Origin of the sequence: Streptomyces sp. NPDC052016 (assembly GCF_044548445.1) — a bacterium.
Classification (GTDB): Bacteria; Actinomycetota; Actinomycetes; order Streptomycetales; family Streptomycetaceae; genus Streptomyces.
The window spans coordinates 61403-83745 of record NZ_JBIUBX010000036.1 but is presented as its reverse complement, the minus strand read 5'-3'; the positions used below and the strand labels follow the sequence as shown (position 1 = coordinate 83745).

Sequence of the window (22343 nt, the reverse complement as noted above, 5' to 3'; positions counted from 1 at the left end):
GTGATCCACGAAACCCCTCGACTCGACCCGCGCATCCGGAACTTCCACGCGCAGCTGTCCCCCACACCCCGCGGAGCCCGCCTCGCCCGTCTTCTCGCGACGGAACAACTCCGCTCCTGGGGACTCCCCTTGGACCCCGCCGAGCTGATCGTCGGCGAGCTGGCGGCGAACGCCGTCACGCACGGCCGCATCCCCGGGCGCGACTTCCGCCTCCTCCTCTACGTCATCGGCGACACCCTCCGCATCGAGGTGACGGACACGCGCAGTGACCGTGTGCCATACGTCGAACAGGCGGCCGGGGACGGGGAGTCGGGCCGGGGCATGCTGCTCGTCGAGGCGCTGGCGCACCGCTGGGGGGTGTCCGAGGGGCCGGCGCCGCGCAAGACGGTCTGGGCGGAGGTGCGCTTCGCACCGGAACACGAGGCACCGTGCTTCGGTGCGAGGGGCGGTCTCTTTTCAAGAACCACGACGGTGAAAGAACCCGACCAAGCCCCACCCCTCCCTCCCGCGCGGCAAACTCACCCGAGGGGGTGAATATGCCAACTCGGCTGGATTTCGGGCGGGTTGCCTGCCTTACGCTCAGCGCACCGACCGCAGACATGCGACGGCCCCCGCCGGGACTGCCATCCCAGTGCGAGGGCCTGACCACCGAGGAAGGCATGAACTTCCCAGATGGATGAGAAAAACCCTAGCGCGCGCACGCACGCCGAGTCCCGCATTGCCGCCAACGACCACCCGAACCGGCGGAATTCCGGCGGTCTGGTGCACGAGAACGCCCGTCACACCACCCACTTCACGGTGATCGGCAACCACCTCGCCCAGCACGCCGACCTCTCGCTCCTCGCCATCGGGCTCGGCGTGCACATCCAGTCGCTGCCGAAGGGCGCGCGGGTCGACATCAAGTCCCTGGCCGCCCGCTTCCCCGAGGGAGCCACCCGGATCGCCGCCGCCCTGCGCGAACTGGAGGCCCACGGCTACCTGCGCCGCGAACGCACCCGCGTGCCCGGCGGCCGCATCATCACCCGCACGATCTCGTGCAACCACCCCGGCCGGCGGCGCAAGGCCGACGACCACAGCCCCGCACCGCCGCCGAGGAAACGCCCGGCTCCCCGCAAGGCGCTGCCCGCCGTGCCACAACCCGCGTACCCCTCCCCCGCCCTCCTCCAGGCGGCGACCGACCTCCTCGCCGGCCTCCGCCGCCACGACCCCCGCCTCCTCCTCTCGGCCTGCGACACGGCCCACCTCGCCCCCGGAGTGGCCGCCTGGCTGGAGAGAGACGTCACCCCCATGGCCGTACGCGACGCCCTGAGCGCCGGCCTCCCCCTGGACCCCCTCCGCCGCCCGGCCGCCCTGCTGGCCCACCGCCTGGCGGCCCAGCTCCCGCCCCCACCACCCTTCCGCGCGGCCGCCTCGCCCCCACCGGTCCGGCACCCCCTCCAGACCTGTGACTCCTGCGACCGCGCCTTCCGCTCGCCCGTCCCCGGCCGCTGCCGTGACTGCCGGGCCGCTTCACCCGGGGGCCGCCTAGCATGAAAGCGACGATCCTTGACCCTGGGCACGGACGACGAGGAGCGAGCGCCATGACCATCGCCCCGGACAACCCGCGACAGGGCGCCTCCCTCCTCTACCGGGCCATGCGGGACTTCGTGCAGTCGGCGGACGACAACCTCCCCGGCAAGTTCGAGATCACCAAGGAAGGCATCGTCCTGGACTTGATGGCGCCCATGAAGCCGCACGAGCTGACCGTGCTGCGCGTCCGGAAACGCCTGGAAAAGGTGATGCCGGAAGAGCTCGTGGCCCACACGGGTGAGCCCGACGTGGAGGACGAGACCCAAGGGATCATGCGCCGCCCCGATGTGATGGTGATCGCCGAGGCGGAGATGGAAGGTGAGGGGTCCTTCGACCCCCGGTCGCTCGTCGCCGCCGTAGAGGTCGTCTCCCGTTCCCATCCCGACAACGACTGGGGCACCAAGATGCGCGACTACCCCCTGATCGGTGTCCCCGTCTATGCGATCTTCGATCCCAGGACGGGCACCGGCGCCGTCCTCAGCGACATCCACCCCACCCCCGACGGCCCCCGCTACGCCACCCGCAAGGACTTCGTCTACGGCGAGGACGTCACCATCGCGGAGTGGACGATCTCCACCGCGCAGCTTCCGCTCTACGCGGAGGAGTGAGACACGCCTACGGGGCCATGAGGCTCTTCCCCTGCCGGGGACAACGCACGAGGCCCACCCCGTCGACACGGGATGGGCCTCGCAGTGAGAGCGCCGGGCAGGCCTTGCACCTGCATCTCCCCGCAGGAAGCGGGGCGTCTTTCCTTGGACCACCAACGCAGAACCGATTCGCCGCTGTTGTGGCGACCAGCTCGTGATCAAGCTTACCGCATTCCGGAGGTGTTGCGAACCACCGTCAGCCGGACGGCCCAGTCAGCCGAGTTGGTCCACCTTGAGGTCGGGACCGACCACCAGGGTGACCACCCCCGCGGCGGCGTCCGCGGACGCGGCGGACCTGGCCTCGGGCAGCCGCGAGGAGAGGACCGCGGCCTGTTTCTCCATGCCCGCCGGGAAGCTGACGGCCGTCTTGGTCACCGTCTCCGGCGCGTTGCCGGTCCCGGCGACGGTGAAGCCCGCCGCGCGCAGCTTCTCGGCGACGGCGGCGGCACGGCCGGAGACTCCGGTGCCGTTGAGGACCTGGACGCGCACCTGGGATGCGTACACGAGGTCCTTCACGGCCGTCTGGAGCTGCGCCTTGGTCATCTCCTTGTCCTTGGCCAGGGAGGTGAACAGGTTGGCGGCCTGCGGGTATTGCCACACCACGTTCGCCAGGTCCGTCGGGACGTCGGCCTCGCGCGGGTAGTTGGGCACGGTGAGGAAGGCCAGCCGTTCGCTGGGGATGCCCTTGAGCTCGTTGGCGAGGGCGGTGATCGGCTGGATGCCCGCCAGGTCGGGGTCGGTCGTCAGGGACTTCGTCGCCGACTGGAGGAAGCCGTACAGGGCGTTGGGGCTCGTCAGCTTCTCCTTGGCCTTCTTGACCAGGGCGTTCATGAACTCCTGCTGGCGGCCGATGCGGCCGATGTCGGAGCCGTCGCCGACGCCGTAGCGGACCCGGACGTAGCCGAGGGCCGTCTCGCCGTCGACGGTCTGGCAGCCGGCCTTCATCCTCAGGCGGGCCTTGTCCGAGTTGATGGCCTGCTCGGGACAGACCTCGATGCCGTCCAGGGCGTCGACCATGCCCTTGAAGCCGGAGAAGTCGACCGACATGAAGTGGTCTATGCGCAGGCCCGTGTGGGCCTCGACGGTCTTGATGCTGCACGCGGCCGCCCCGGCGACCTCGCCGCTGGTGCCGCCTATCGCGAAGGCCTCGTTGATCTTGCCCTTGTGCGGGGAGGACGTCTTGCCGTTGCCCATGTCGCAGGCCGGTATCTTCACCCACGAGTCACGCGGGAACGACACGACCGCGGCCCACTTCCGGTCGGCGGGGACGTGCAGCACCATCAGCGTGTCCGACTGCATGGTGGTCAGGTCCTTCTTGTTGCCGTACTTGGCGTTCGCGCCCTCACGGCTGTCGGAACCGACGACCAGTATGTTCTTCGAGCCCGGACTGAGGTTCTCGGGCCGGTCGCCGCCCAGCTTGTCGTCGACGTCGGCGGAGTTGATGTTGTTGTTGAGGTCCTGGTAGATCCACGCGCCGACCCCGCCGACCGCGAGGATCACCACCGAGGTCACCCCGGCGCTCCACGCCAGTATCCGCCCCCGCCGCGTCAGTCTGGTCCTCGCGGGCCTCTCGCCCCTGCCCGCCGGAGTACGCCGACGCCTTCCTGTTCCGCTCACCGGCGCTCGCCCCTCCGCCTCGGCCGTTCCACCCCGTACACCGTGCTCGGATCGTGCGGCGTGGATCACCGCCGAACGACGGAACCCTACACGCACGTAGGAATACGTCCCGAAAACTCAGACGTCTCACCAGCCCCCGGCGTTCCGCCGGTCCGGGGGGCTCAGCGGCTTCCCGGCGTCCGTGGTGCCGGCCAGGGCGGCGGCGAGCCGGGCGACCTCGCCACCTTCGGTGCGGCGCCGGGAGCGGTCCGTGGGCCATGTGCTGAAACCGTCGTCCCGCCACCGCGGGACGACGTGGATGTGCAGGTGCGGCACCGACTGTTCCGATCCTGGTCCGTTGGCGCTGAGGATGTCCGCGCCGCCCGCGCCCAGCGCGGTCCGCATCGTGACCGCGAGCCGCTGGACCAGGGCCATCGTGGCGCTCAGGGTCTGCGGCGGGGTGTCGAAGAGATCCCTGTGGTGGGCCGTCGGAACGACGAGGGTGTGGCCGGGTGCGAGAGGGTCGAGGGGTGCGAAGGCACAGGCGACCGGACCGCGCGCCACCCAGCGGGCGGTGTCCTCGTGGATCAGCCGGCAGAAGGTGCAGTCGTCCATCGACGGTTCCTCACGAGATCTGGGGGTTCTTGCGGAAGCGGCACGGCCGTCTCCCTCACCTCGGTCGCAGCGGTCCCGCCGCCGCCTCGACCTCCGCCCACACGGCGGGCCGGGTCCGCTCCGTGAAGGCGGGGACGTACGGCCACATGACGCGTTGGCCGGTGTGCACGGCCGGGGTCGCGGCCCAGACCACCCCGGTGCGGTCGACGTAGCAGGGCCAGTGGTGGGACAGGCCGCGGGCCACGTCGGTGCGGAGCCGTTCGACGAGGGGGGCGGGGATCTCGGACAGGTGGGGCTGCGGGGGGAGCCAGTCCGGCAGCGGTCCCCGGAAGCCGACCCCGTGGCGGCGGCGGAGGAGGGCGATCTCGGCGACGGCGGTGCCGGTCACCGCGACCGGGCCGGCGAAGAGAGCCACGTAGTAGGACGGCGTGGGGTGCGAGCCGGGGTAGGCCTCGACCGCGTCGATCAGGACCGCGTGGGCGATCGCCGTCAGCCAGACCAGGGGCACGCTGGCCAGGGGGCGGACCAGGGGGTGGCCGCCGGTGCTGAACGCGTTGCGGTGGATCAGATAGAGGACGGACCCGAAGAAGACCGTCAGCCACGGCCCGAACAGCACCACGAGGACCAGCCAGGCGGCCTGGTCGGGTTCGTAGTCGTAGCCGTGCAGCGCCCAGGCCACGAACAGGCCGCAGAAGGCCGCCGTGAGCAGGGCGGTCAGCAGGGGGCGCAGACACAGGCGGGCGACCGTGCCGCGGGTGCCGGGGCGTGCCAGGGCGACGAGCGGGGCGCAGGCCAGGAGGAGGGCCACCGGGCCCGTGGCCAGCATCAGAACGCTGTCGCTGAAGGCTTCGCCGAGGGGCTCGGCGAAGCCTCCGCCCGTGAACAGACGGACGATCAGGAAGAGGACGCCCAGCCCCAGCAACGCCCTGGGCAACAGCAGCCGTTCGATGAGCGGGTCGGCCAGTTGACCGACGGGGCCCACGGCGTCGGACGCGCTGAAGCGGACCGTGTGGAAGGGGCCGTAGACGCGCCGGGCCAGCCGCCACGGCAGCAGCACGTCCAGCGCCCACGCACCCGGTCCGCTCGCGCGGGCCGGGGCGTGGGGCGTGCGGTAGGGCGGCCGGTCGTAGGCGTCGGCGGCGGCGCTCATGTCGTCGCTTGCTCCCCCTGTCGACGGATCATGACCAGAACCCGTTCATCCTGGCATGTCCGCCGCCAACACCCCAGCCGATTACCGACCGGTCGCGCGACCGGTCACGGCGCGTTGATCAGGTCGTACGGCGGGACCGACACCGTACGGGCACCCGGCGTGCCGCCGAGGACGACCTTGCGCAGGGAGACGTTGTTGTCGAGGCTCGTCTCCTTCAGGCGCTTGGCCGGGTTGGCGAGGACCTCGATGTAGTACGTGCCGTTGGGCAGGTCGGTGATGTCGAAGGACTGGCCCGGACGGTACTGGGTGTAGGTGTCGCCGGAGCCGACGTCGAGGACCTCGCGGACGGAGATCGAGTTCTGCTGGCCGCAGGCGGTCGACAGGTCGGTGTTGTAGGGGTGCCAGTTGGCGTTCTTCACCGTGTAGTCGACGGCGTCGGTGTTGGCCAGGCAGAAGGCCTCCTTGCCGCTGCGCACCTCCTTGGTCTTGTCCGCGCTCAGCAGGCGGTAGCTGGCGAAGTCGGTGAAGTGCCAGTGCTCGTGGCCGATGCGCGGGTCCCATTCCATGGTGCCGGTGGGGGTGTAGCCGACCTGCTTGCCGTTCGCGTCGTAGAAGTACTGGTAGGCGTCCATCAGGTCCTTGCCGGGGCTGCGGAAGCCGTCCACGACGAGGGGGGCCGGGCCCGCGTTCCAGACGTTGGCGCTGAAGGCGAGGTAGTCCTTGCCGGGGACGTCGCCGTCCTCGCCGTCGGTGATCATGATGTCCCAGGCCGGCAGGGACCTGAGGTCCGGCTTGGGCACGTTCGCCGGGACGCTCGCCCGTCCGGAGGGCCGCTTGGCGTTGGCCTTCAGCGCGGGCGCGATGCGGGAGCCGTCGGTGTGGCCCTTGCCGTCGCCGAGGTGGTGGGCGAGGCCGCGGTCCTCGAGGGCGTGGGAGAGGGCGGGCGGGACGGGCGCGTCGGCGCCGCGCGGGCCGTAGTGGTGACCGGCGCCGTGACCGGCCGCCTGGCCGGCGGCGTGGGAGCCCTGCGCGCCGTGCATGTCGTGCGCGCCGTGCGTGCCGTTCGCGGCGGCGGCCGAGCGCAGGCCGGCGGCGCCTCCGCCCTCCTCGCCGTCGTCGCCGTCGCGGACGGTGACCTTGATGGTCGGCCGGTCGTCGGGGATGCCGAACAGGTCCCGGTACTTCTTCGCCACCGACACCTTGGCCGTGTACTCGCCCACCGGCAGGTCCACCGGCTTGTCGTAGTCGACGGCGCTGGTGTTGGCCGCCCAGCCCTGCTCGACACCCCACACCGAGCCCAGCGTGAACGGGTTGGTGGGGCAGCTCTGCGGGTAGTGCGAGGTCGCCGGCGCGTCCGGGCGGAGTCGGCCGGAGGCGTTGTTCGGGCAGAAGGTGCCCTTGCTGGTGGCGATCACCGCGCCGGAGGCGTCCGTGAAGGAGACCTCCAGGAAGCCCGGAAGGCCCCGGAAGTCGTTCACCAGCCCGGCGGGCAGCTTCTTGGTCTTCGTCTTCGTCCCGTCGCGCAGGATCTGCTGGGCGACGACGGGATCCTTGTACGACGTGCGCGTCACCTTGAACTCGAGCGGCGCGTTGTCGACCGTGAGGTAGGTGCCCAGGTCGACGTCGACGCCGGACTCCCCCTCCCACTCCCACCGGTCGAGCGTCACGGACTTCGACGCGGCGATCAGCTTGAGCTCCGGCACGCCGGGCGTGCGCTTCGGCGCCGCGTCGGCGCCGGGCGCCGCCCCGGCGACGGCTACGACGGTGAGCGCCGCCGCAGCGGCGAACGCCGCGCGCTGGAGCCCCTTGCGATGTGGCTGACTGGTCAGCTGACTGGTCATCGGTTCCTCGTCTGCGAGTGCCATGGTCGGTGGCATCGGACTGGACAGACCACGGACACGGCCTCTCGTGCGGACGCACCCCACGCGCCCCGGCCGCATCTGTGAGCACCCTGTGAGAGAGGTAAAACCGTTGACCGGGTTGCCTGTTGAGAGAGGAATTCATCTTTCCCCGGCGGCTCGCGGGGTCTCGGACCGGAAGCCGTGACCGAGTTGCGGCGCGAGGCCGTGGTAGTGGCGGAAGTTGTAGATGAGGGGACTCCAGGCCGACGGGTCGACGTGCTGGGTGCCGGGGACGACGACGGACGGGTCGGCGTGGACGCGCAGCACCTCGCACTCGACGATCCGGAAGTGCCCGTCGGCACCACCCGGCCTCATCTCCCGCACGGTGGCCTCCAACTGGAGCGGACACTCGGCGACCCGGGGCGGACGCACCGTCTCGGCGGGCTGCGGGGTGAGCCCGGCGGCCGCGAACTTGTCCGCCTCGTGGCGGTAGACGGCCCGCTTGGCCTCCGGCACCGGGTCCGCACCGGTGAGCGGGGCGAGCGCCTCGACCTGCCGCCACAGCCCGGGCCCGGGCAGGTTGACGACCAGCTCGGGCCGTGCGGCCAGATTCTCGGCGGTCCGGCTCTCCCGCCCGATCCCGAGGACGACGGTGTGGCCGAGCGCCCACGCGGAGGAGACGGGGGCGAGGTTGGGGGTACCGTCGGCGTTCTTGGTGGCCAGCAGCGCCACGGGCGTCCCGAAGTACAGGATGGCGGGGGAGAGGCGAATATGCCGCCCACCGACCGCGGACCGTGCCGCAGCGGGCTTTGCTTCTGCCGGGGAACCGGCTGCGGCAAACCGTGCTGCCGCGGGCCCTGCTGCTGCGGAACCGGTGTGGGATGGCGTTGCTGTGCTCATGCCGGAACGCTAGGCCGCCGACGTTTCGGCCCCGGCCGAACCGTACGAGTCTCACCATGAAGGACGTGACCGGCCCCGCGGCCGACCGTGACCCCATCGACCGTCCCGACCTCGCCCGGCAGGCGCTGTACCCCCCTTGCGGAGCCGTTCCGCGGCCCCTCACCCCGTGGCCGTCACCTCCGTGGGCGACGACCGGCGCGGTGCCGTGCGTTCCAGGTGGACGACCACCGTGCCGTAGAAGCGCTGCACCGCTTCGTCGACGCTGCGGATGAAGCCGGACTCCGCGCTGCCGCGCCCATTGCCCATGCCTTTGAAGAGGGTGAGCCGGAAGCCGGTGATCTTCGCACCGTTCTTCGGCAGGAGGTCCGCCGGTTCCGGGCGGAGTCGTTCCAGGGTGCCCCGCGGCCCGCCGGTCTCGTCGTCGACCAGGGTTTCCACATGGAGATCCGCCGGAGCCTCCGCCAGGCGCCGAACGAGCCGCTTGGCCCAGGTCAGCGGATACCCCTGCGCGGGAGCCGGGATCTCGATGGACGTGCGCAGCCGTCCGGTCCGCAGGTCGGCGCCCACCGCGAGGACACCTGGCGCGCCATCGATGCGCAGCTCCGCCTGCAACCTTCCCTCGGCGCACAACTGGTCGGCCATGCGGGCCCGTCGGGCCGCGGGATCGGTCCCGCGCACGGCCCTCTGGACGGGGAGCACCTTCTGGCCCAGGTCACCGCCGAGCCCCAGGCAGACCTGGCGAATGAGCCGCTCCCAGCTCTCCACGACCTCCAGGGCGCGCGGGTCTCCCTGGCAGAGCGTCTCGTCGTCGATGCCCTTGCGTACGGGAACCCAGGCAGCGCCCATGTTCTGGAAGCCGTGACATCCGGAGTTCTCGTGCTGGAGGTAGTGGAGGAGCTCCTGGAGCAGCCATGCGTGCGCGCTGTTGCCCACTCCCTCATGCCTGATGAGAAGTTGTGCCTGGTGGGCCACCTCCGCCCAGGACAGGTGGCGCAGCGCCACCTTGTGCTTGCGACGCCCGTCGATCTTGACGTCGACCAAGGGGCTTCCCTCGAGCGCGACGTCGTTGGACAGCGTGATCACGGCCTCATAGCCGCGCCGTGCCGCGATGTCCATGTAGGCCTGCACCTGTTCGGACTTGAGGGCGTTGCCGTTGGTCTTCGTCTCCAACAGCGCGGTCCACAGCTTGCCGGCCCGCTCGACGCGGATCACCCCGTCCGGACGGCGCGGAGTCTCGCCGTGCGGCAGCGACACCTCGGTGAACGTCTCCATACGCCCCGCCGGCGCACCGAAGGCCGCCGTGAGCCTCCTGCCGAACTCCGGCACCTGGGCCATCACCGACAGCAGCACCGACGTCGCCCGCGTCTCACGGTCACGGTCGCTCTTGAGCGCGGAGACAGGGAAGAGCCGGGCCTGCTTCCAGGACTCGTTCTCCGCCAAGGACTTCTTCACCGTCTTCGGCAGGGTGACCTTCTTCTTGGCGGTGCGAGGCCGCGATACGGTCCTTCCCGCTTCCGTGTCGTCACCGGCCCGGCGGGGAGCGGGAACGGCCGGCAGGGCGGCCTGCGGTGCGGCCTCGACGGCGACCGGCGCGGCCGCGGGAGCGTTCTCGGCTTCTTCGGCGTCCTCGACCCCAGCCGGTACGGCCACGTCCTCACGGGAGGCGTCGTCCTCGATATCGACGCCGAAATCCGTGGCCAGGCCGGCCAGGCCGGTGTCGTAGCCCTGCCCGACCGCCCGGAACTTCCACTCGTCGGCGCGCCGGTACAGCTCTCCGAAGATGAAGGCGCTCACCGACCCGGCGTCGTCGATCGCGAACCGGAGAAGCTCCTCCCCCGCCCCGTCCGCGAGCGTGACCCGGAGGTCCTCCAGTTCCCCGAAGCGCGCGCCCTCGTACCGGCTGGCAGCCACGACGATCCGTTCCACGTCGGCCGGGATCGCCGTCAGGTCGAACCCGATCCGGTCCTCACTGCCCTCTCCCGCCGGCGCCTTGCCCAGGAGCTGCACGCTTCCGTCCGCGGCGACGGGGTTGTTGTAGAAGTAGAAGTCGGCGTCGCTGCGCACCTTCCCGTTCCCGTCGAGGAGGAGGACGGAGACGTCCGCATCCCCCTCACCGGTCGAACTCGCCCACCCGAGGCTCACGACCACCGCGTCGACGTTCTCGCTCAGCGCCGTCAGACCGACGTTGGCGCCTTTGACCATTTCGTACACGAAGCCCCCCCTTGACGGCCCCCACCGATGTGACGCGCGACACACGCAGCGCACAGCTGAGATGTTAGTGCTCAATGGGGCGAACCTCGGTGTGATCGGCAGGAATCGCAGTCCGGCGGCTGACCGGCGCGGGAGGCCTCACGCGCGTCGTCGCTCATCGCGCAGCGTGCGACACCGTGCGCGGCCGTACGGATGAGTCAGGTTCCCGGCGGCCGGTGTCCGGCTTCGGTGGCGAGGCCGGCCTCGCCCAGGCGGCGGGCCAGACGCTCGATTTCGGGTGGCGTTCCCGAGTGATCGCCGGCCAGGGTCGGGATAGGTCGTCGAGACGTGGTTCCAGACCTCGTTCAGCGGCTGGACGAGGTGCGCGGGCGGGTTCCACTCCTCGGCGGCCGCGGCCCGTGGGGCGGCCGTCCCTGTCGCCTGCAGTAACGCGGCCAGAGCCGCGAGCACGGTGAACAACCGGATGCCTGCCCATGGGTGAAGGCGAGGGCGGGTTCGCGTACGCCCCCTGGTTGCCGCGAGTCCCCGGCAGGGTTGCCGCCTTACAGGGCGGGGGCCTCCCGTCCGGCGGCTACGCCCAGGCCCGCGCCGCCCCCCTCCACCGGTCGAACGCCTGACGCGCCGACCCCGTCCGGGTGGCTCGAGGGCGAGTCCGCCGCGGCGGCGGTCCGGTGGTCGTCATCATGAGCCGGTGCCCCAGCCCTTGCGTGTCCTCGTCGTGGCCCTCGTGACCCTCGCCGCCCTCCTCACCGGCCCGGCCTGTGTCCCCCTCGGGGGCAACGGGGAGAAGCCGCCCGCCGGTCCGCCCGCCGGTCCGCCCGCCTTCGGGGCGTACGTCGGGTACGACTCCACCGCCGTGCGGCGGATCTCCGAGCTGGACGGGTGGGTGGGGAAGGCGACGCCCCGGGTCGGGCGGGCGTTCCTGCCGGGGGACCGGTGGAGCAGGATCGAGGGAGAGCCCGGACACCTGGATCACTGGGCGCAGTGGCGCAAGGGGCGCAAGGACCGGATGCTCGTGCTCAACGTGCCGATGCTGGCGCGCAACGAGGCGCATCTGTCCGACGCCTACGTGCGGCAGCAGCTGGCGAGGGGCGCGCGGGGCGAGTACGACGAGCACTTCCGGGTACTGGCGCGGCGGCTCGTCGCGCTCGGGGTGCCCGACACCGTCCTCGTCCTCGGCTGGGAGATGAACGGCATCACCTACACCCACCGCTGCGGGCCGGACCCTGCCACGTGGAAGCGGTACTGGACGCGGATCGTGCAGACCATGCGGGCGGTGAAGGGGCAGCGGTTCCGGTTCGAGTTCACGCCCAACCGGGGGCGGGACGCCATCCCCTGGACCTACTGCTACCCGGGCGACGCCTACGTCGACGTCATCGGCATGGACGCCTACGACCAGCCCGAGGGCATGCCCTTCGAGGAACAGGTGCACGAGCCGTACGGCCTCGCGGCTCACGTGCGGTTCGCCAAGAAGCACGGCAAGCCGATCGCTTATCCCGAGTGGGGACTGTTCCGCAACGGGGACAACCCGGAGTACGTGCGCGGGATGCTCAACTGGTTCGCCCGGCACCGGCCGCTCTACCAGACCATCAGCGACTACTGCCCGCACGGGGTGTGGCAGTGCCGGGACAATCCACGGTCGTCCGCCGTGTACCGGTCTCTGACGGCGCGGCCGTTCGGCTGAGCGCGCGGCGCGTCGGCCGGTCCTGGCCGGGGACCGGTCCCATGATCCCAGGATGCGACGAGAACTGCCCGCGGGTCTCTCCCGCACCGGCCTCTTCCGCACCCGCCTCTCCCACACCCGTCTCCTCCGCACGAGGCGCCCCCGCAGGGGCCCCTCCCGTACCCGCCCCGGTGGCGCGGTCTGGCTCGCCGCCCTCCTGGCGGGCGTCCTGGCCGTCCTGCTGCTCGCGCCCGCCGCGGCGCCCGCCGGCCCCGGGAGCGACGCCGACCGCAAGCGGGCGGCCCGGGTCGTGCGGGCGCACGAGAAGGTCCGTGCGCGGGTCGACCAGCTCCGCAAGGCGGACGCCGACGCCCCGAAGGTCGATGCCGCCGAACGCCGCCGCAAGGCCCTCCGCGACCGCTTGTGGGACCTGCTGCACGAGAAGGCCCGGGCAGCCGGCGACCCGGTCGCCGTCGACCGGTCGGGACGCGCCGGGAAGTGTGCCGCCCGCGACCGCAGCCGCCCACCCGAGCGGGACGGCTCGGCCTGGACCGCCCCGACCCGCGGCTACTGGCTCTCCGCCGGCTTCGCGGACCGGGGCGCGCGCTGGGCCCACCGCCACACCGGCCAGGACTTCGCCGTGCCCGGCGGCAGGCCCGTGTACGCGGTCGGCCCCGGTGTCGTCCACGCGACGACCTGCGGCGACGGCTTCGGCCGTCAGGTCGTGGTCGGCCATGACGACGGCTACTTCACGCAGTACGCCCACCTCTCCCGCATCGACGTCCGCACGGGGCAGCGGGTCGAGGCCGGCAGGCGCCTGGGCCGGGCCGGCGCCACCGGCAACGTCACCGGCCCTCACCTCCACTTCGAGGTACGGATCACGCCCTACCTGGGGTCCTCGGTGCCACCGCTGCCGTGGCTGCGGAGGAAGGGCGTCGAGGTGGTGCGGGGCCACTGAGCCCGCCGTGGGGCCGGTGACGGCCGTGGCGCCGGGCGAACGGATCGGCCGTAGGGCCGGGCAACCGAACCCGCCATCGGGCCGGGTGACCGAGCCCGCCGCGCGCCGGGCAACCGAGTCGGCCATGGGGCCGGGTGACCGGGCCCCCATGGTGCCGGGCGACCGAGTCCGCCGCGGAGCCGGTAACCGAGTCGGCCATGGGGTCGGGTGGCTGAGCCCGCCGCGGTGCGGGCGACCGAATCGGCTATAGGGCCGGGCAACCGAACCCGCCGCGATGCCGCGCAACCGAATCGGCCCCGCCCATGGGGCCGGGCGGCCGAACCTCCCACGGTGCCGGGCGACCGTGCCCGCCGCGGCCGCTCTGCGGGGAGGGCTCGACGCGGACTTCAGAGAAGTCGACGTGCCGAAGGGTGCGGTGGGCGTCGGTTCGGCTCAGACGGGCCGGGCCGTCGTCCTCGTCGGCTGGTGCACGGCCAGCGACCAGATCACGAACACGTCGATCGCGATCAGGACGATCGACCAGACCGGGGCGTACGGCAGGAACAGGAACTGCAGGATCAGGCTGAGCGAGGCCAGCAGGATGCCGGTGACGCGCGCCCAGTCGGCCCCCTTGAGGATGCCCCACCCGGTGACGGCCAGGACGACGCCGAGGATCAGCAGGATCCAGCCCCAGCCCGTCAGGTTGATCTCGTAGACGTAGTCGCCGATCCGGGCGTACACGTCGTCCTCGGCGATCGCGGCGATGCCCTGGAAGATGGCGAGGACGCCGTGCACCAGCATCAGCACACCCGCGAAGACGACGCCCCCGGCGGCCCAGCCGGTGCCGGCTGCCGCCCCGGCGGGGCGGCCGGCCGGGCCGGGGCCGGAGCGGCCGGTGCCCTGGTGGGACGGGTCCCAGACGGGCGACTCCTGGGGATTGCGTGACTGCGACGGCTGCTCGCTCATGGCCGTACCCCGCTTCTGTGCGCTTCCGGGTGGCTTGTCCACCCCCGACGATCCGTCCGGGCGGAGGCCGCCACCACGAGGGATGGGCCGTCCGGGTGACCCCGGCATGCGGGTGAGCGGGGTCGGCCCTTCACTGGAAAGGACCCGCAGGACGGACGAACCGGACGTTGGAGGCGCCATGGCAGCTCACCGCACGCGCTGGACGAGAGGAGCCGCGCCGGCGGCGGCCGCGTGCAGCGTTCTGCTGTCCGGCTGCACGGACGACACCGACCCGTCGTCCGTGGCCAGCCGCGCCGCCTCCGCCGCGGAGTCGGCCGGCAGCCGGGCCGCGGACGCCTTCGCGTCGGCGACGGCCGAGGCCGGCCGCAGGCTGGACGGCATCAAGGGCGGCGTCGACGCCACGGACGACGTCAAGGTCGGCAGCCCGGCCACCGACGGCGACGGCCGCACCACGGTGCCGGTCACCGCCACCAACCGGGAGGACTCCGCCAAGTCCTTCGCCGTCCAGGTCGACTTCAAGGACGCCTCCGGGAACTGGAAGGACACGGTCGTCGTCACCGTCCCCGACGTCCCGGCGGGCAAGTCGGGCACGGCCACGGCCCGCAGCACGCACAGGTTGTCCGGCGAGGTGCGGGCGGACGTGGCACGAGCGGTGCGGTACTGACCCCTCCCGCGCGGCGCCGGAGCCGTGAGGCCGGGCCCCGCCCACGATCACGAGCTCGACCGGTCGACGCGGGTGGGCGGGCGCGTCGACGCGGGTGGGCGGGGGCGCAGCCGATCATTCCGGGTCGGCCCCCCGGTGCCCCGTGCTGCACCTGGTCGCGGCGCTCGCGCTCGTGGTGGGCGCGGACGCCCTGGACCACGTCGGCAGCGGTATCGCCTACCGCGCGGCGGTGAACGACGGCGGTGCGGATCGTGCCGCCTTCGAGAGGCCCACCACGTCACGCCCGGCTGGTTCTTCTTCCTCACGCCGGAAGACCGCGATCAGTGGCCCACCGACACCGCGTCACCGACCGACACCACGTCCCCCACCGACACTCTTCCCGGCCGCACCACCGTGAAGTAGGCCCCGAAGGCAATGCCCGCCGCCTCCTTCCGGTACTCGGCGAGGGTGCGCAGGGGCTCCGGACCGGATCGGCGGCCCGTCTCCTGGTCGACCATCGTGATGGCGCAGCGGATCGTGCGCTCGGCGAAGGCCAGTTCGGTGCCGGCGATGGCGAGGCGGCCGGCGTCGTCCTCCGTGTGCGGGGCCGGCCAGCCGTCGATCACCACGTTGGGGCGGAAGCGGTTCATGGGGAGGGGCGGGGCGCCCCGCTCCACCAGCCTGCCGTTCAGCAGGTCCAGGCTGGCGCGCGAGACGACGTGCAGGCGGCCGCCGTTGCCGTCCTGCGGGCGGACCAGTCGGCTCGGTGCGCCCAGGACGTCGGTCAGCCAGGCGTCCGCACCGGTCCCGTCGGGCGGCACGTGCAGCGTCTCCCGGTCCGGGGCGCTCAGCCACAGCTCGCCGTCCTTCAGTTCCGGGGTGATCAGGGCCAGGGCCGGGTCCCCCCACTGCCAGCGCAGCTCGCCCGCCTCGTCGACGACCGCGTACGTGCGGTCGCCCCGCAGCCCGGCCGGTGTCACCTCCGCTTCCGTGACCGTGATCCCCGCACAGCCCTTCACCGGGTAGTACGTGATGTCCGCGACCCTCGCCGGCATGCGCAACGCCCCCTCAGTCCGTCACCAGCGCCAGTAAGAAACCGTCGTAGCCCTTCTCCCCACCGTCTGCACCGCCGTCGCCGTCAGTCTCGGGTGCCGGGCGACGAGTTCGGTGAAGCGGCGGACGCCCTGCACGCGGGGGTCGTCGCTGTCCGTGTCCGTCACCGCGCCGTCGCGGACGACGTTGTCTCCGACGATGACGCTGCCGGGGCGGGTGAGACGCAGCGTCCAGTCCAGGTACTCGGGGTTGGAGGGCTTGTCGGCGTCGATGAAGACGAAGTCGAAGGGCCCGGCCGAGTCGTCCACCAGCTCCGGCAGCGTGTCCAGGGCCCGGCCCACCCTCAGGTCCACCACCGCCGCCCTCAGGGCCTCGTCCTCCTCGACCAGCAGGCAGTTGAAGTAGGCGTCCACGGCCGTCCAGGTGTGCTGCGACACCGGATCCCCTCCCTCAGCCGGCCCGACAGGCCGTCAGTTCTCTTCGGGAACTCACCGGGAACTTATCCGCCCTCCCCGAGGCCGTCGACCAACTTTCTGCGGTGACCGGTGAATATCCGGGGCTCCGCGTCCGTACTCCTGTGCGTCAGACCCCGCCGCGCACAGGCGGTGATCCCCTACCGGGCAGGAGGAAAGGTGCGCTTTTCGCGGAACGCGATGGGAACTGCCTTCGTGGGCGGCGCTCTGGGCTTGACCCTCGTGGCCCTCGCCTATCCGTCGATGCTGGGGCTGGAGACGGTCTCCACCTCGAACGAGCGGATCATCGCCAACACCCAGTGGGGGCCGCTGACGGAAGGCGACCGGGACTTCGTGGTCAAGGTGCGCGCGGCCGGACTGTGGGAGTACCCGCTCGGCGTGATCGGGCTCCAGAAGGGGCAGAGCCAGGCGGTGAAGACCGCCAGCGAGCACCTGATCGACGGGCACGCGGCCCTGGACACCACCTGCCGCAAGATCGCGCCCATGCTCAACATCACGCTGCCCAACGTGGCCAGCCCGCAGCAGGTGGGCTTCGTCAACCAGATCAACGCGAAGACGGGCAAGGAATTCGACTACGAGTTCGCCAACATCCTGCGCCAGACGCACGGCTCCATCTTCAACACCGTGGCGAAGGTCCGCTCCACCACCAAGAACACCCTGGTGCGGGCGCTGGCCGACCAGGCCAACGACACCGTCCTCGACCACATCACGGTGATGGAGAAGACCGGCATGGTCGACTTCGACCAGACGCTCTTCCAGCAGACCACCCCGCCGAAGCTGCCCAAATCGGACCTGACCCCGCCGCCACCGCCGGTCGGCCAGCCGCTGGTCGTCCTCACACCGCCGCCCACCGCCACGTCCACCCCGGTGGACATCGACTCCGCGTCCGTGGTGGGCGGGGTCGCCCCGGCCCCCACCCCCACGGTGGGGTAGGCCTCCGCCCGGCTCCCCCTCCTACGCCAGCCAGACCGTCGTGTCCGGCCCGAGCCGACCGTCGCCGTCCAGGGGCACGCTGGTCAGCAGCACCTCCCCGGGCGGCAACGGCACCGGCCGTTCCGACAGGTTGGCGACGCACCGCCAGCCGTCGGAGCGGGAGAAGGCCAGCACGCCGGGCGGGGTGCCGTCCACCCAGACCAGTTCCTCGCCCTCCAGCAACTTGCGGCGCAGGCGCAGGGCCGTCCGGTACAGCTCCAGGGTGGAGCCGTCCACCCCGTCCTGTGCCTCGACCGCGTACCGCGCGAAGGACGGCGGCTGCGGCAGCCAGGCGCCCCCCGCGCCGAAGCCGAACGACGGGCCCGTCCTCGTCCACGGCAGCGGCACCCGGGAGCCGTCACGGCCCTTGCGGACCCGGCCGGTCTGCTCCCACAGGGGATCCTGGAGGACCTCGAACGGCAGGTCGGCGACCTCGGGCAGCCCGAGTTCCTCGCCCTGGTAGACGTACGACGATCCCGGCAGCGCCAGCATCAGCAGGGCGGCCGCGCGGGCACGGCGCAGGCCCGCCTCCTCGTCGACGGGCGGGGCGTGACCGCCGGACATCAGCCAGGCGTTCTCGTCGGTGCCGGGCGGGAGCATCAGGCGTGAGGGGTGGCGGACGACGTCGTGGTTGGAGAGCACCCAGGTCGCGGAGGCGCCGACGGCCCGGGCGGTGGCCAGTGAGGCGGTGATGACCTCACGGATCGCGTCCGCGTCCCACGGCGCTTGGAGGTACTCGAAGTTGAAGGCCTGGTTCAGCTCGTCGGGGCGGGCGTACAGGGCGCGGCGGACGCCCGGGACCCACGCCTCGGCGATCGCCGTACGGGGTGGCGTGTAGCCGTCGAGGAGGCGACGCCAGTCACGGTAGATCGCGTGGACCTCGTCGCGGTCGTAGAAGGGGTGGGTGCCCGGCTCCATCCACACCAGCGCGTCCTCGGCGCTCAGTTCCGCGGCGCCGAGGTCCCGCAGCGGTTCGCTCAGATCCTTGGCGAGGGCGTGGGCCACGTCGACACGGAAGCCGTCGACGCCCCGGTCGGACCAGAAGCGCAGGGTGGTGCGGAAGTCCTCGCGGACCTCCTCGTGGTCCCAGTTCAGGTCGGGCTGCTCGCGGGCGAACAGGTGCAGGTACCACTGGCCGTCCGGGACACGCTGCCAGGCGCTGCCGCCGAAGACGGACTGCCAGTCGGTGGGCGGGTGCTCACCGTGGTCGCCGCGCCCGTCCCGGAAGACGTAGCGGGCGCGTGCCGGGGAGCCGGGGCCGGCGGCGAGGGCCTCCTCGAACCAGACGTGGCGGTGCGAGGTGTGGTTGGGGACGAGGTCGACGATCACCTTCAGTCCGAGGCGGTGGGCCTCGGCGACCAGAGCGTCGAAGTCGTCCAGGTTGCCCAGGCGCGGGTCGACGTCCCGGTGGTCGATGACGTCGTAGCCGCCGTCGGCCAGCTCGGAGGGGTAGAAGGGGCTGAGCCACAGCGCGTCGACGCCCAGCGTGGCGAGGTGCTGCAGCCGCTCGGTGACGCCGTTGAGGTCGCCGAGCCCGTCGCCGTCGGAGTCGGCGAAGCTGCGCGGGTACACCTGGTAGACGACGGCCTGGCGCCACCAGTCGGGGTTGCGGGAGGAGAGGTCGGGCGGGGGCGCGGTCACGGCATCGGTCTCGTGGTCGGGCGCGGAGGCGGTCACGAAATCGGTCACGAACAGAAGCTTGTCCACTTTGCGGGGGTGGGGAACGTCGGGGCGGGGCGCTCCGCGGGTGGTGGGGGTGGGTGACGGGGGGTCGGGGCTGGTCGCGCAGTTCCCCGCGCCCTGTCGGCGTCGGACGCGCCGTTGCCCGAACGGGTGCGGACGCTTCGTGCCGGGGGGCGGGGTCGGTCCTCGGGCGGCTGACGGGCCGTCGGGGGCTGGCCGCGCAGTTCCCCGCGCCCCTGCCGGCGTCGGACGCGCCGTTGCCCGATCGGGAGCGGACGCTTCGTGCCGGGGGGCGGGGTCGGTCCTCGGGCGGCTGACGGGCCGTCGGGGACTGGCCGCGCAGTTCCCCGCGCCCCTGCCGGCGTCGGACGCGCCGTTGCCCGAACGGGTGCGGACGCTTCGTGCCGGGGGGCGGGGTCGGTCCTCGGGCGGCTGACGGGCCGTCGGGGACTGGCCGCGCAGTTCCCCGCGCCCCTGGCGGGGTCGGCCGGGCCGTTGCCCGATCGGGAGCGGACGCTTCGTGCCGGGGGGCGGGGTCGGTCCTCGGGCGGCTGACGGGCCGTCGGGGACTGGTCGCGCAGTTCCCCGCGCCCCTGTCGGCGTCGGACGCGCCGTTGCCCGAACGGGTGCGGACGCTTCGTGCCGGGGGGCGGGGTCGGTCCTCGGGCGACTGACGGGCCGTCGGGGGCTGGCCGCGCAGTTCCCCGCGCCCCCTGTCGGGGTCGGCCGGGCCGTTACTCGAACGGGAGCGGACGCTTCGTGCCGAGGGGTGGTGTCGGCCGTCGGGCGTCGTGGCTGGTCGCGCAGTTACCCGCGGCTCTGTCGGGGCGCTGTCGTCGGGCGGGTTGTTACGGCTTTTCCACTGTTGTCAGCCACAGGCTCACGTAGCGTTCCACGTCCACGTCGAGTGCCACCTCCACCAGTGGCTGTTCGCGGGCGCCGCCGTGGATCTCGGACTCGCCGGGGCGGGGGCGGCGGTCGACGATGGTCTGGCCGCGGGTGGGGCCGGGGGCCAGGGACACCTCGACCGGGAGGAGTTCGGTGGTCAGGCCCGCCGGGTCGGCGACCGCGCAGAGCGCGCCCGCGTCACCGAGTCCGCCCATGGGAGCGGGGTCGCGGGAGGGCTGGGTCGACCCGGCTGGGTCGCGGTGGGCGAGGAGTTCGCCGGCCAGCCTCAGGCGGGGCTCGGAGCTCGCGCGCAGCCGCTGCACGTCCGCAGCCGGGACGAGGACCCGCCTGAACACGTCCAGGCCGTACATCGTGATCGGCACCCCGGCCGTGAGCAGGATCGCGGCCGCCTCCGGGTCGTGCCACACGTTGAACTCCGCGACCGGTGTGGCGTTCCCGGTCGCCACCGCGCCGCCCATGAACACGATCCGCTCGATGTTCCGCACCACCTCCGGGTGCGTCCGCAGGAGCAGGGCGATGTTGGTGAGCGGCGCGGTGGGGACCAGCGTGACCGGCCGCGGCGAGGCGAGGATCTCGCGGCGCAGCAGCGTCACCGCGTCCACGTCGACCGGGACACGGGTCGGCGCGGGCAGCCCGAGGTCACCCATCCCGTCCCGCCCGTGCACCGGGGCCGTACGGAGGGGCTCGATCAGCGGGCGCTCGGCGCCGCGGGCGACCGGGATGTCACCGGCGCCCGCCTGCTCCAGCACGGTCAGGGTGTTGCGCACGACCCCGTCCACGTCGGTGTTCCCGGCCACGCAGGTCACCGCGCGGACGTCCAGACGGGGATGCCGTACGGCGAACAGCAGGGCCAGGGCGTCGTCGACACCCGTGTCGCAGTCGATGATCACCGGGATGGGGTCCGTGGTCACGGCGCGCTCCTCTCACTCCTCGTACGGATAACTCCTCGTACGGATCACTCCTCGTACGGAAGTGACCCTACGCAGCCGACCACAGTTCGGCCCGGCGATCCGCGACCCGGGCCGCGATCCGGTGCAGCACCTCCTCCACCGGCACAGCCCCCGGCCGCCGCCCGTCCCGCAGCCGTACGGCCACCAGCCCGCCGTCGGCCTCCCGCTCCCCGATCACCGCCTGGTACGGCACGAGACGCGCCGCCCTGATGCGGGCGCCCAGGGTGCCCTCGGCCGGGCCGCGCACCTCCGCCCGCAGCCCCCGCGCGATCGCCTGCCGGACCACCCCGTGCGCCCGCTCCTCCTGCGCCTCGCTCACCGGCAGCACCGCCAGCTGCACGGGCGCCAGCCACACCGGGAAGGCGCCGCCGTGCACCTCGAGCAGGTGGGCCACGGCCCGCTCCACGCTGCCGATGATGCTGCGGTGGACCATCACCGGCCGGTGCTTGGCGCCGTCGGCGCCGATGTAGTGCAGGTCGAAGCGTTCCGGCTGGTGGAAGTCGATCTGGACGGTGGAGAGGGTGGCCTCACGGCCCGCGGGGTCGGTGATCTGCACGTCGATCTTGGGGCCGTAGAAGGCGGCCTCGCCCTCGGCCGCCTCGTAGTCCACGCCCGCACCGTCCAGCACCTCCCGCAGCAGCGCGGTCGCCCGGCGCCACAGCTGCGGATCGGCCACGTACTTGCCGCCCTCGCCGGGGAGGGAGAGACGGTGGCGGGAGGCGCGGATGCCGAGGTCGGCGTAAGCACGGGCGATCAGGCCGAGCGCCGCGCGGGCCTCCTCCACCGCCTGCTCCAGGGTGCAGAAGATGTGCGCGTCGTTGAGGGTGATGGCCCGGACACGGGTCAGGCCGCCGAGGACACCGGACAGCTCCGCACGGTGCATGCCGCCCACCTCGGCCATGCGCAGCGGCAGCTCGCGGTAACTGTGCGAGCGGGAACGGTAGATCAGGGCGTGGTGGGGGCAGAGGCTGGGGCGCAGGACGACCTGCTCCGCGCCCAGCTCCATGGGCGGGAACATGTCGTCGCGGTAGTGGTCCCAGTGGCCCGAGGTCTCGTACAGGTCGCGTTTGCCGAGGACCGGCGAGTACACGTGCCGGTAGCCGGCGGCCCGCTCCGCCTCCCGGACGTACTCCTCCAGGGTGTGGCGGACGACGGCCCCGTCGGGCAGCCAGTACGGCAGGCCCGCGCCCATCAGCGGGTCGGTGTCGAACAGGTCCAGTTCGCGGCCGAGTCGGCGGTGGTCGTGCATTTCTGCTCCTCCGGGACGGCCCCGGGCGAGAGGAACGAGCACCCACGACGAAGCCCCGGGGCACTCGCCCCGGGGCTTCGGACATCCAGTGGTCAGCGCGCCGGGACACTCTCCGGCGTCGTCGTGGCGGACAGAGGGGCGCGCTTCATGGGGGGACCGTAGCAAGGGCGTGGGAGGGAGGCGATCGGTTTTCCGGCGAGGGGACGCCCCCAGGGGCGCGGGGAACTGCGCGACCAGCCACGACGGCCCGCCACACGCCCCACGACCGAGGACGCCCCCTGGCACAGACCGGCCACGGCCGAAGCACCGGCCCGGC

18 protein-coding genes and 1 pseudogene are annotated in these 22343 nt (G+C 72.4%); 7 read left to right on the top strand and 12 right to left on the bottom strand.

Translation table 11 applies throughout. The annotated features are described in order from the left end of the window. The 3 genes from ACIHAR_RS35540 to ACIHAR_RS35530 all read left to right on the top strand — a co-directional run bounded on the left by ACIHAR_RS35540 (position 1) and on the right by ACIHAR_RS35530 (position 2177). Complete coding sequence (locus tag ACIHAR_RS35540; protein ID WP_400023336.1) at positions 1–534, top strand: ATP-binding protein; 534 nt, start codon at positions 1–3, stop codon at positions 532–534. A 138-nt stretch (positions 535–672) separates the two neighbouring features. Continuing rightward, positions 673–1533, top strand: a complete 861-nt coding sequence (locus tag ACIHAR_RS35535; RefSeq protein ID WP_400023334.1) for a helix-turn-helix domain-containing protein — start codon at positions 673–675, stop codon at positions 1531–1533. 47 nt (positions 1534–1580) lie between these two features. After that, a complete protein-coding gene (locus ACIHAR_RS35530) occupies positions 1581–2177 on the top strand; it encodes a Uma2 family endonuclease (protein WP_365463482.1) in 597 nt (198 codons plus the stop codon). A 252-nt stretch (positions 2178–2429) separates the two neighbouring features. Here the strand turns inward: ACIHAR_RS35530 and ACIHAR_RS35525 are convergent, their stop codons facing one another. From ACIHAR_RS35525 to ACIHAR_RS35500, 6 genes are all read right to left on the bottom strand, one after another. Beyond that, positions 2430–3728 (bottom strand): LCP family protein, encoded by a 1299-nt coding sequence (locus tag ACIHAR_RS35525; protein WP_365463479.1) that lies wholly within the window; start codon positions 3726–3728, stop codon positions 2430–2432. Between the two features lie 231 nt (positions 3729–3959). Further along, the gene (locus ACIHAR_RS35520) at positions 3960–4427 is read right to left on the bottom strand and encodes an HIT family protein (protein ID WP_400023333.1); all 468 of its coding nucleotides are present in this window, start codon (positions 4425–4427) and stop codon (positions 3960–3962) included. Between the two features lie 55 nt (positions 4428–4482). Beyond that, positions 4483–5577, bottom strand: a complete 1095-nt coding sequence (locus ACIHAR_RS35515) for a hypothetical protein (protein WP_365463473.1) — start codon at positions 5575–5577, stop codon at positions 4483–4485. 104 nt (positions 5578–5681) lie between these two features. Next, on the bottom strand, positions 5682–7442 hold the full coding sequence (locus ACIHAR_RS35510) for a lysyl oxidase family protein (RefSeq protein WP_365463470.1): 1761 nt from the start codon (positions 7440–7442) through the stop codon (positions 5682–5684). 135 nt (positions 7443–7577) lie between these two features. Next, positions 7578–8189: a flavin reductase family protein gene (locus tag ACIHAR_RS35505; protein WP_400023359.1), complete on the bottom strand. Its 612-nt coding sequence runs from the start codon at positions 8187–8189 to the stop codon at positions 7578–7580. A gap of 288 nt (positions 8190–8477) precedes the next feature. Further along, complete coding sequence (locus tag ACIHAR_RS35500) at positions 8478–10520, bottom strand: TerD family protein (protein ID WP_400023358.1); 2043 nt, start codon at positions 10518–10520, stop codon at positions 8478–8480. Positions 10521–11220: 700 nt separating this feature from the next. Between ACIHAR_RS35500 and ACIHAR_RS35495 the strand changes: the two genes are divergently transcribed. Then, entirely contained in the window at positions 11221–12213 is a 993-nt protein-coding gene (locus ACIHAR_RS35495) for a glycoside hydrolase family 26 protein (RefSeq protein ID WP_400023332.1), read from the top strand. 52 nt (positions 12214–12265) lie between these two features. Continuing rightward, a complete protein-coding gene (locus ACIHAR_RS35490; RefSeq protein WP_400023330.1) occupies positions 12266–13150 on the top strand; it encodes a M23 family metallopeptidase in 885 nt (294 codons plus the stop codon). Between the two features lie 432 nt (positions 13151–13582). Here the strand turns inward: ACIHAR_RS35490 and ACIHAR_RS35485 are convergent, their stop codons facing one another. Beyond that, complete coding sequence (locus ACIHAR_RS35485) at positions 13583–14095, bottom strand: hypothetical protein (RefSeq protein ID WP_365463455.1); 513 nt, start codon at positions 14093–14095, stop codon at positions 13583–13585. A gap of 178 nt (positions 14096–14273) precedes the next feature. Here ACIHAR_RS35485 and ACIHAR_RS35480 point away from each other — a divergent pair, with 178 nt between their 5' ends. After that, positions 14274–14759, top strand: coding sequence for a hypothetical protein (locus ACIHAR_RS35480; protein ID WP_400023329.1), 486 nt, complete (start codon positions 14274–14276; stop codon positions 14757–14759). 320 nt (positions 14760–15079) lie between these two features. Here the strand turns inward: ACIHAR_RS35480 and ACIHAR_RS35475 are convergent, their stop codons facing one another. Next, entirely contained in the window at positions 15080–15793 is a 714-nt protein-coding gene (locus ACIHAR_RS35475; protein WP_400023327.1) for an MOSC domain-containing protein, read from the bottom strand. Positions 15794–15806: 13 nt separating this feature from the next. Beyond that, positions 15807–16144, bottom strand: a pseudogene (locus tag ACIHAR_RS35470) (O-methyltransferase); the annotation flags it as partial. Between the two features lie 300 nt (positions 16145–16444). On the opposite strand from ACIHAR_RS35470, the gene ACIHAR_RS35465 reads away from it, so the two are divergent. Continuing rightward, a complete protein-coding gene (locus ACIHAR_RS35465) occupies positions 16445–17197 on the top strand; it encodes a DUF4142 domain-containing protein (RefSeq protein WP_365463443.1) in 753 nt (250 codons plus the stop codon). Between the two features lie 21 nt (positions 17198–17218). Here the strand turns inward: ACIHAR_RS35465 and ACIHAR_RS35460 are convergent, their stop codons facing one another. From ACIHAR_RS35460 to thrS, 3 genes are all read right to left on the bottom strand, one after another. Next, positions 17219–18877, bottom strand: a complete 1659-nt coding sequence (locus ACIHAR_RS35460; protein ID WP_400023356.1) for a glycoside hydrolase family 13 protein — start codon at positions 18875–18877, stop codon at positions 17219–17221. An 890-nt stretch (positions 18878–19767) separates the two neighbouring features. Further along, on the bottom strand, positions 19768–20739 hold the full coding sequence (locus tag ACIHAR_RS35455; protein ID WP_365463440.1) for a nucleoside hydrolase: 972 nt from the start codon (positions 20737–20739) through the stop codon (positions 19768–19770). Positions 20740–20806: 67 nt separating this feature from the next. Continuing rightward, entirely contained in the window at positions 20807–22027 is a 1221-nt protein-coding gene (gene thrS / locus ACIHAR_RS35450; RefSeq protein ID WP_400023325.1) for a threonine--tRNA ligase, read from the bottom strand. Between the last annotated feature and the right edge of the window lie 316 nt (positions 22028–22343).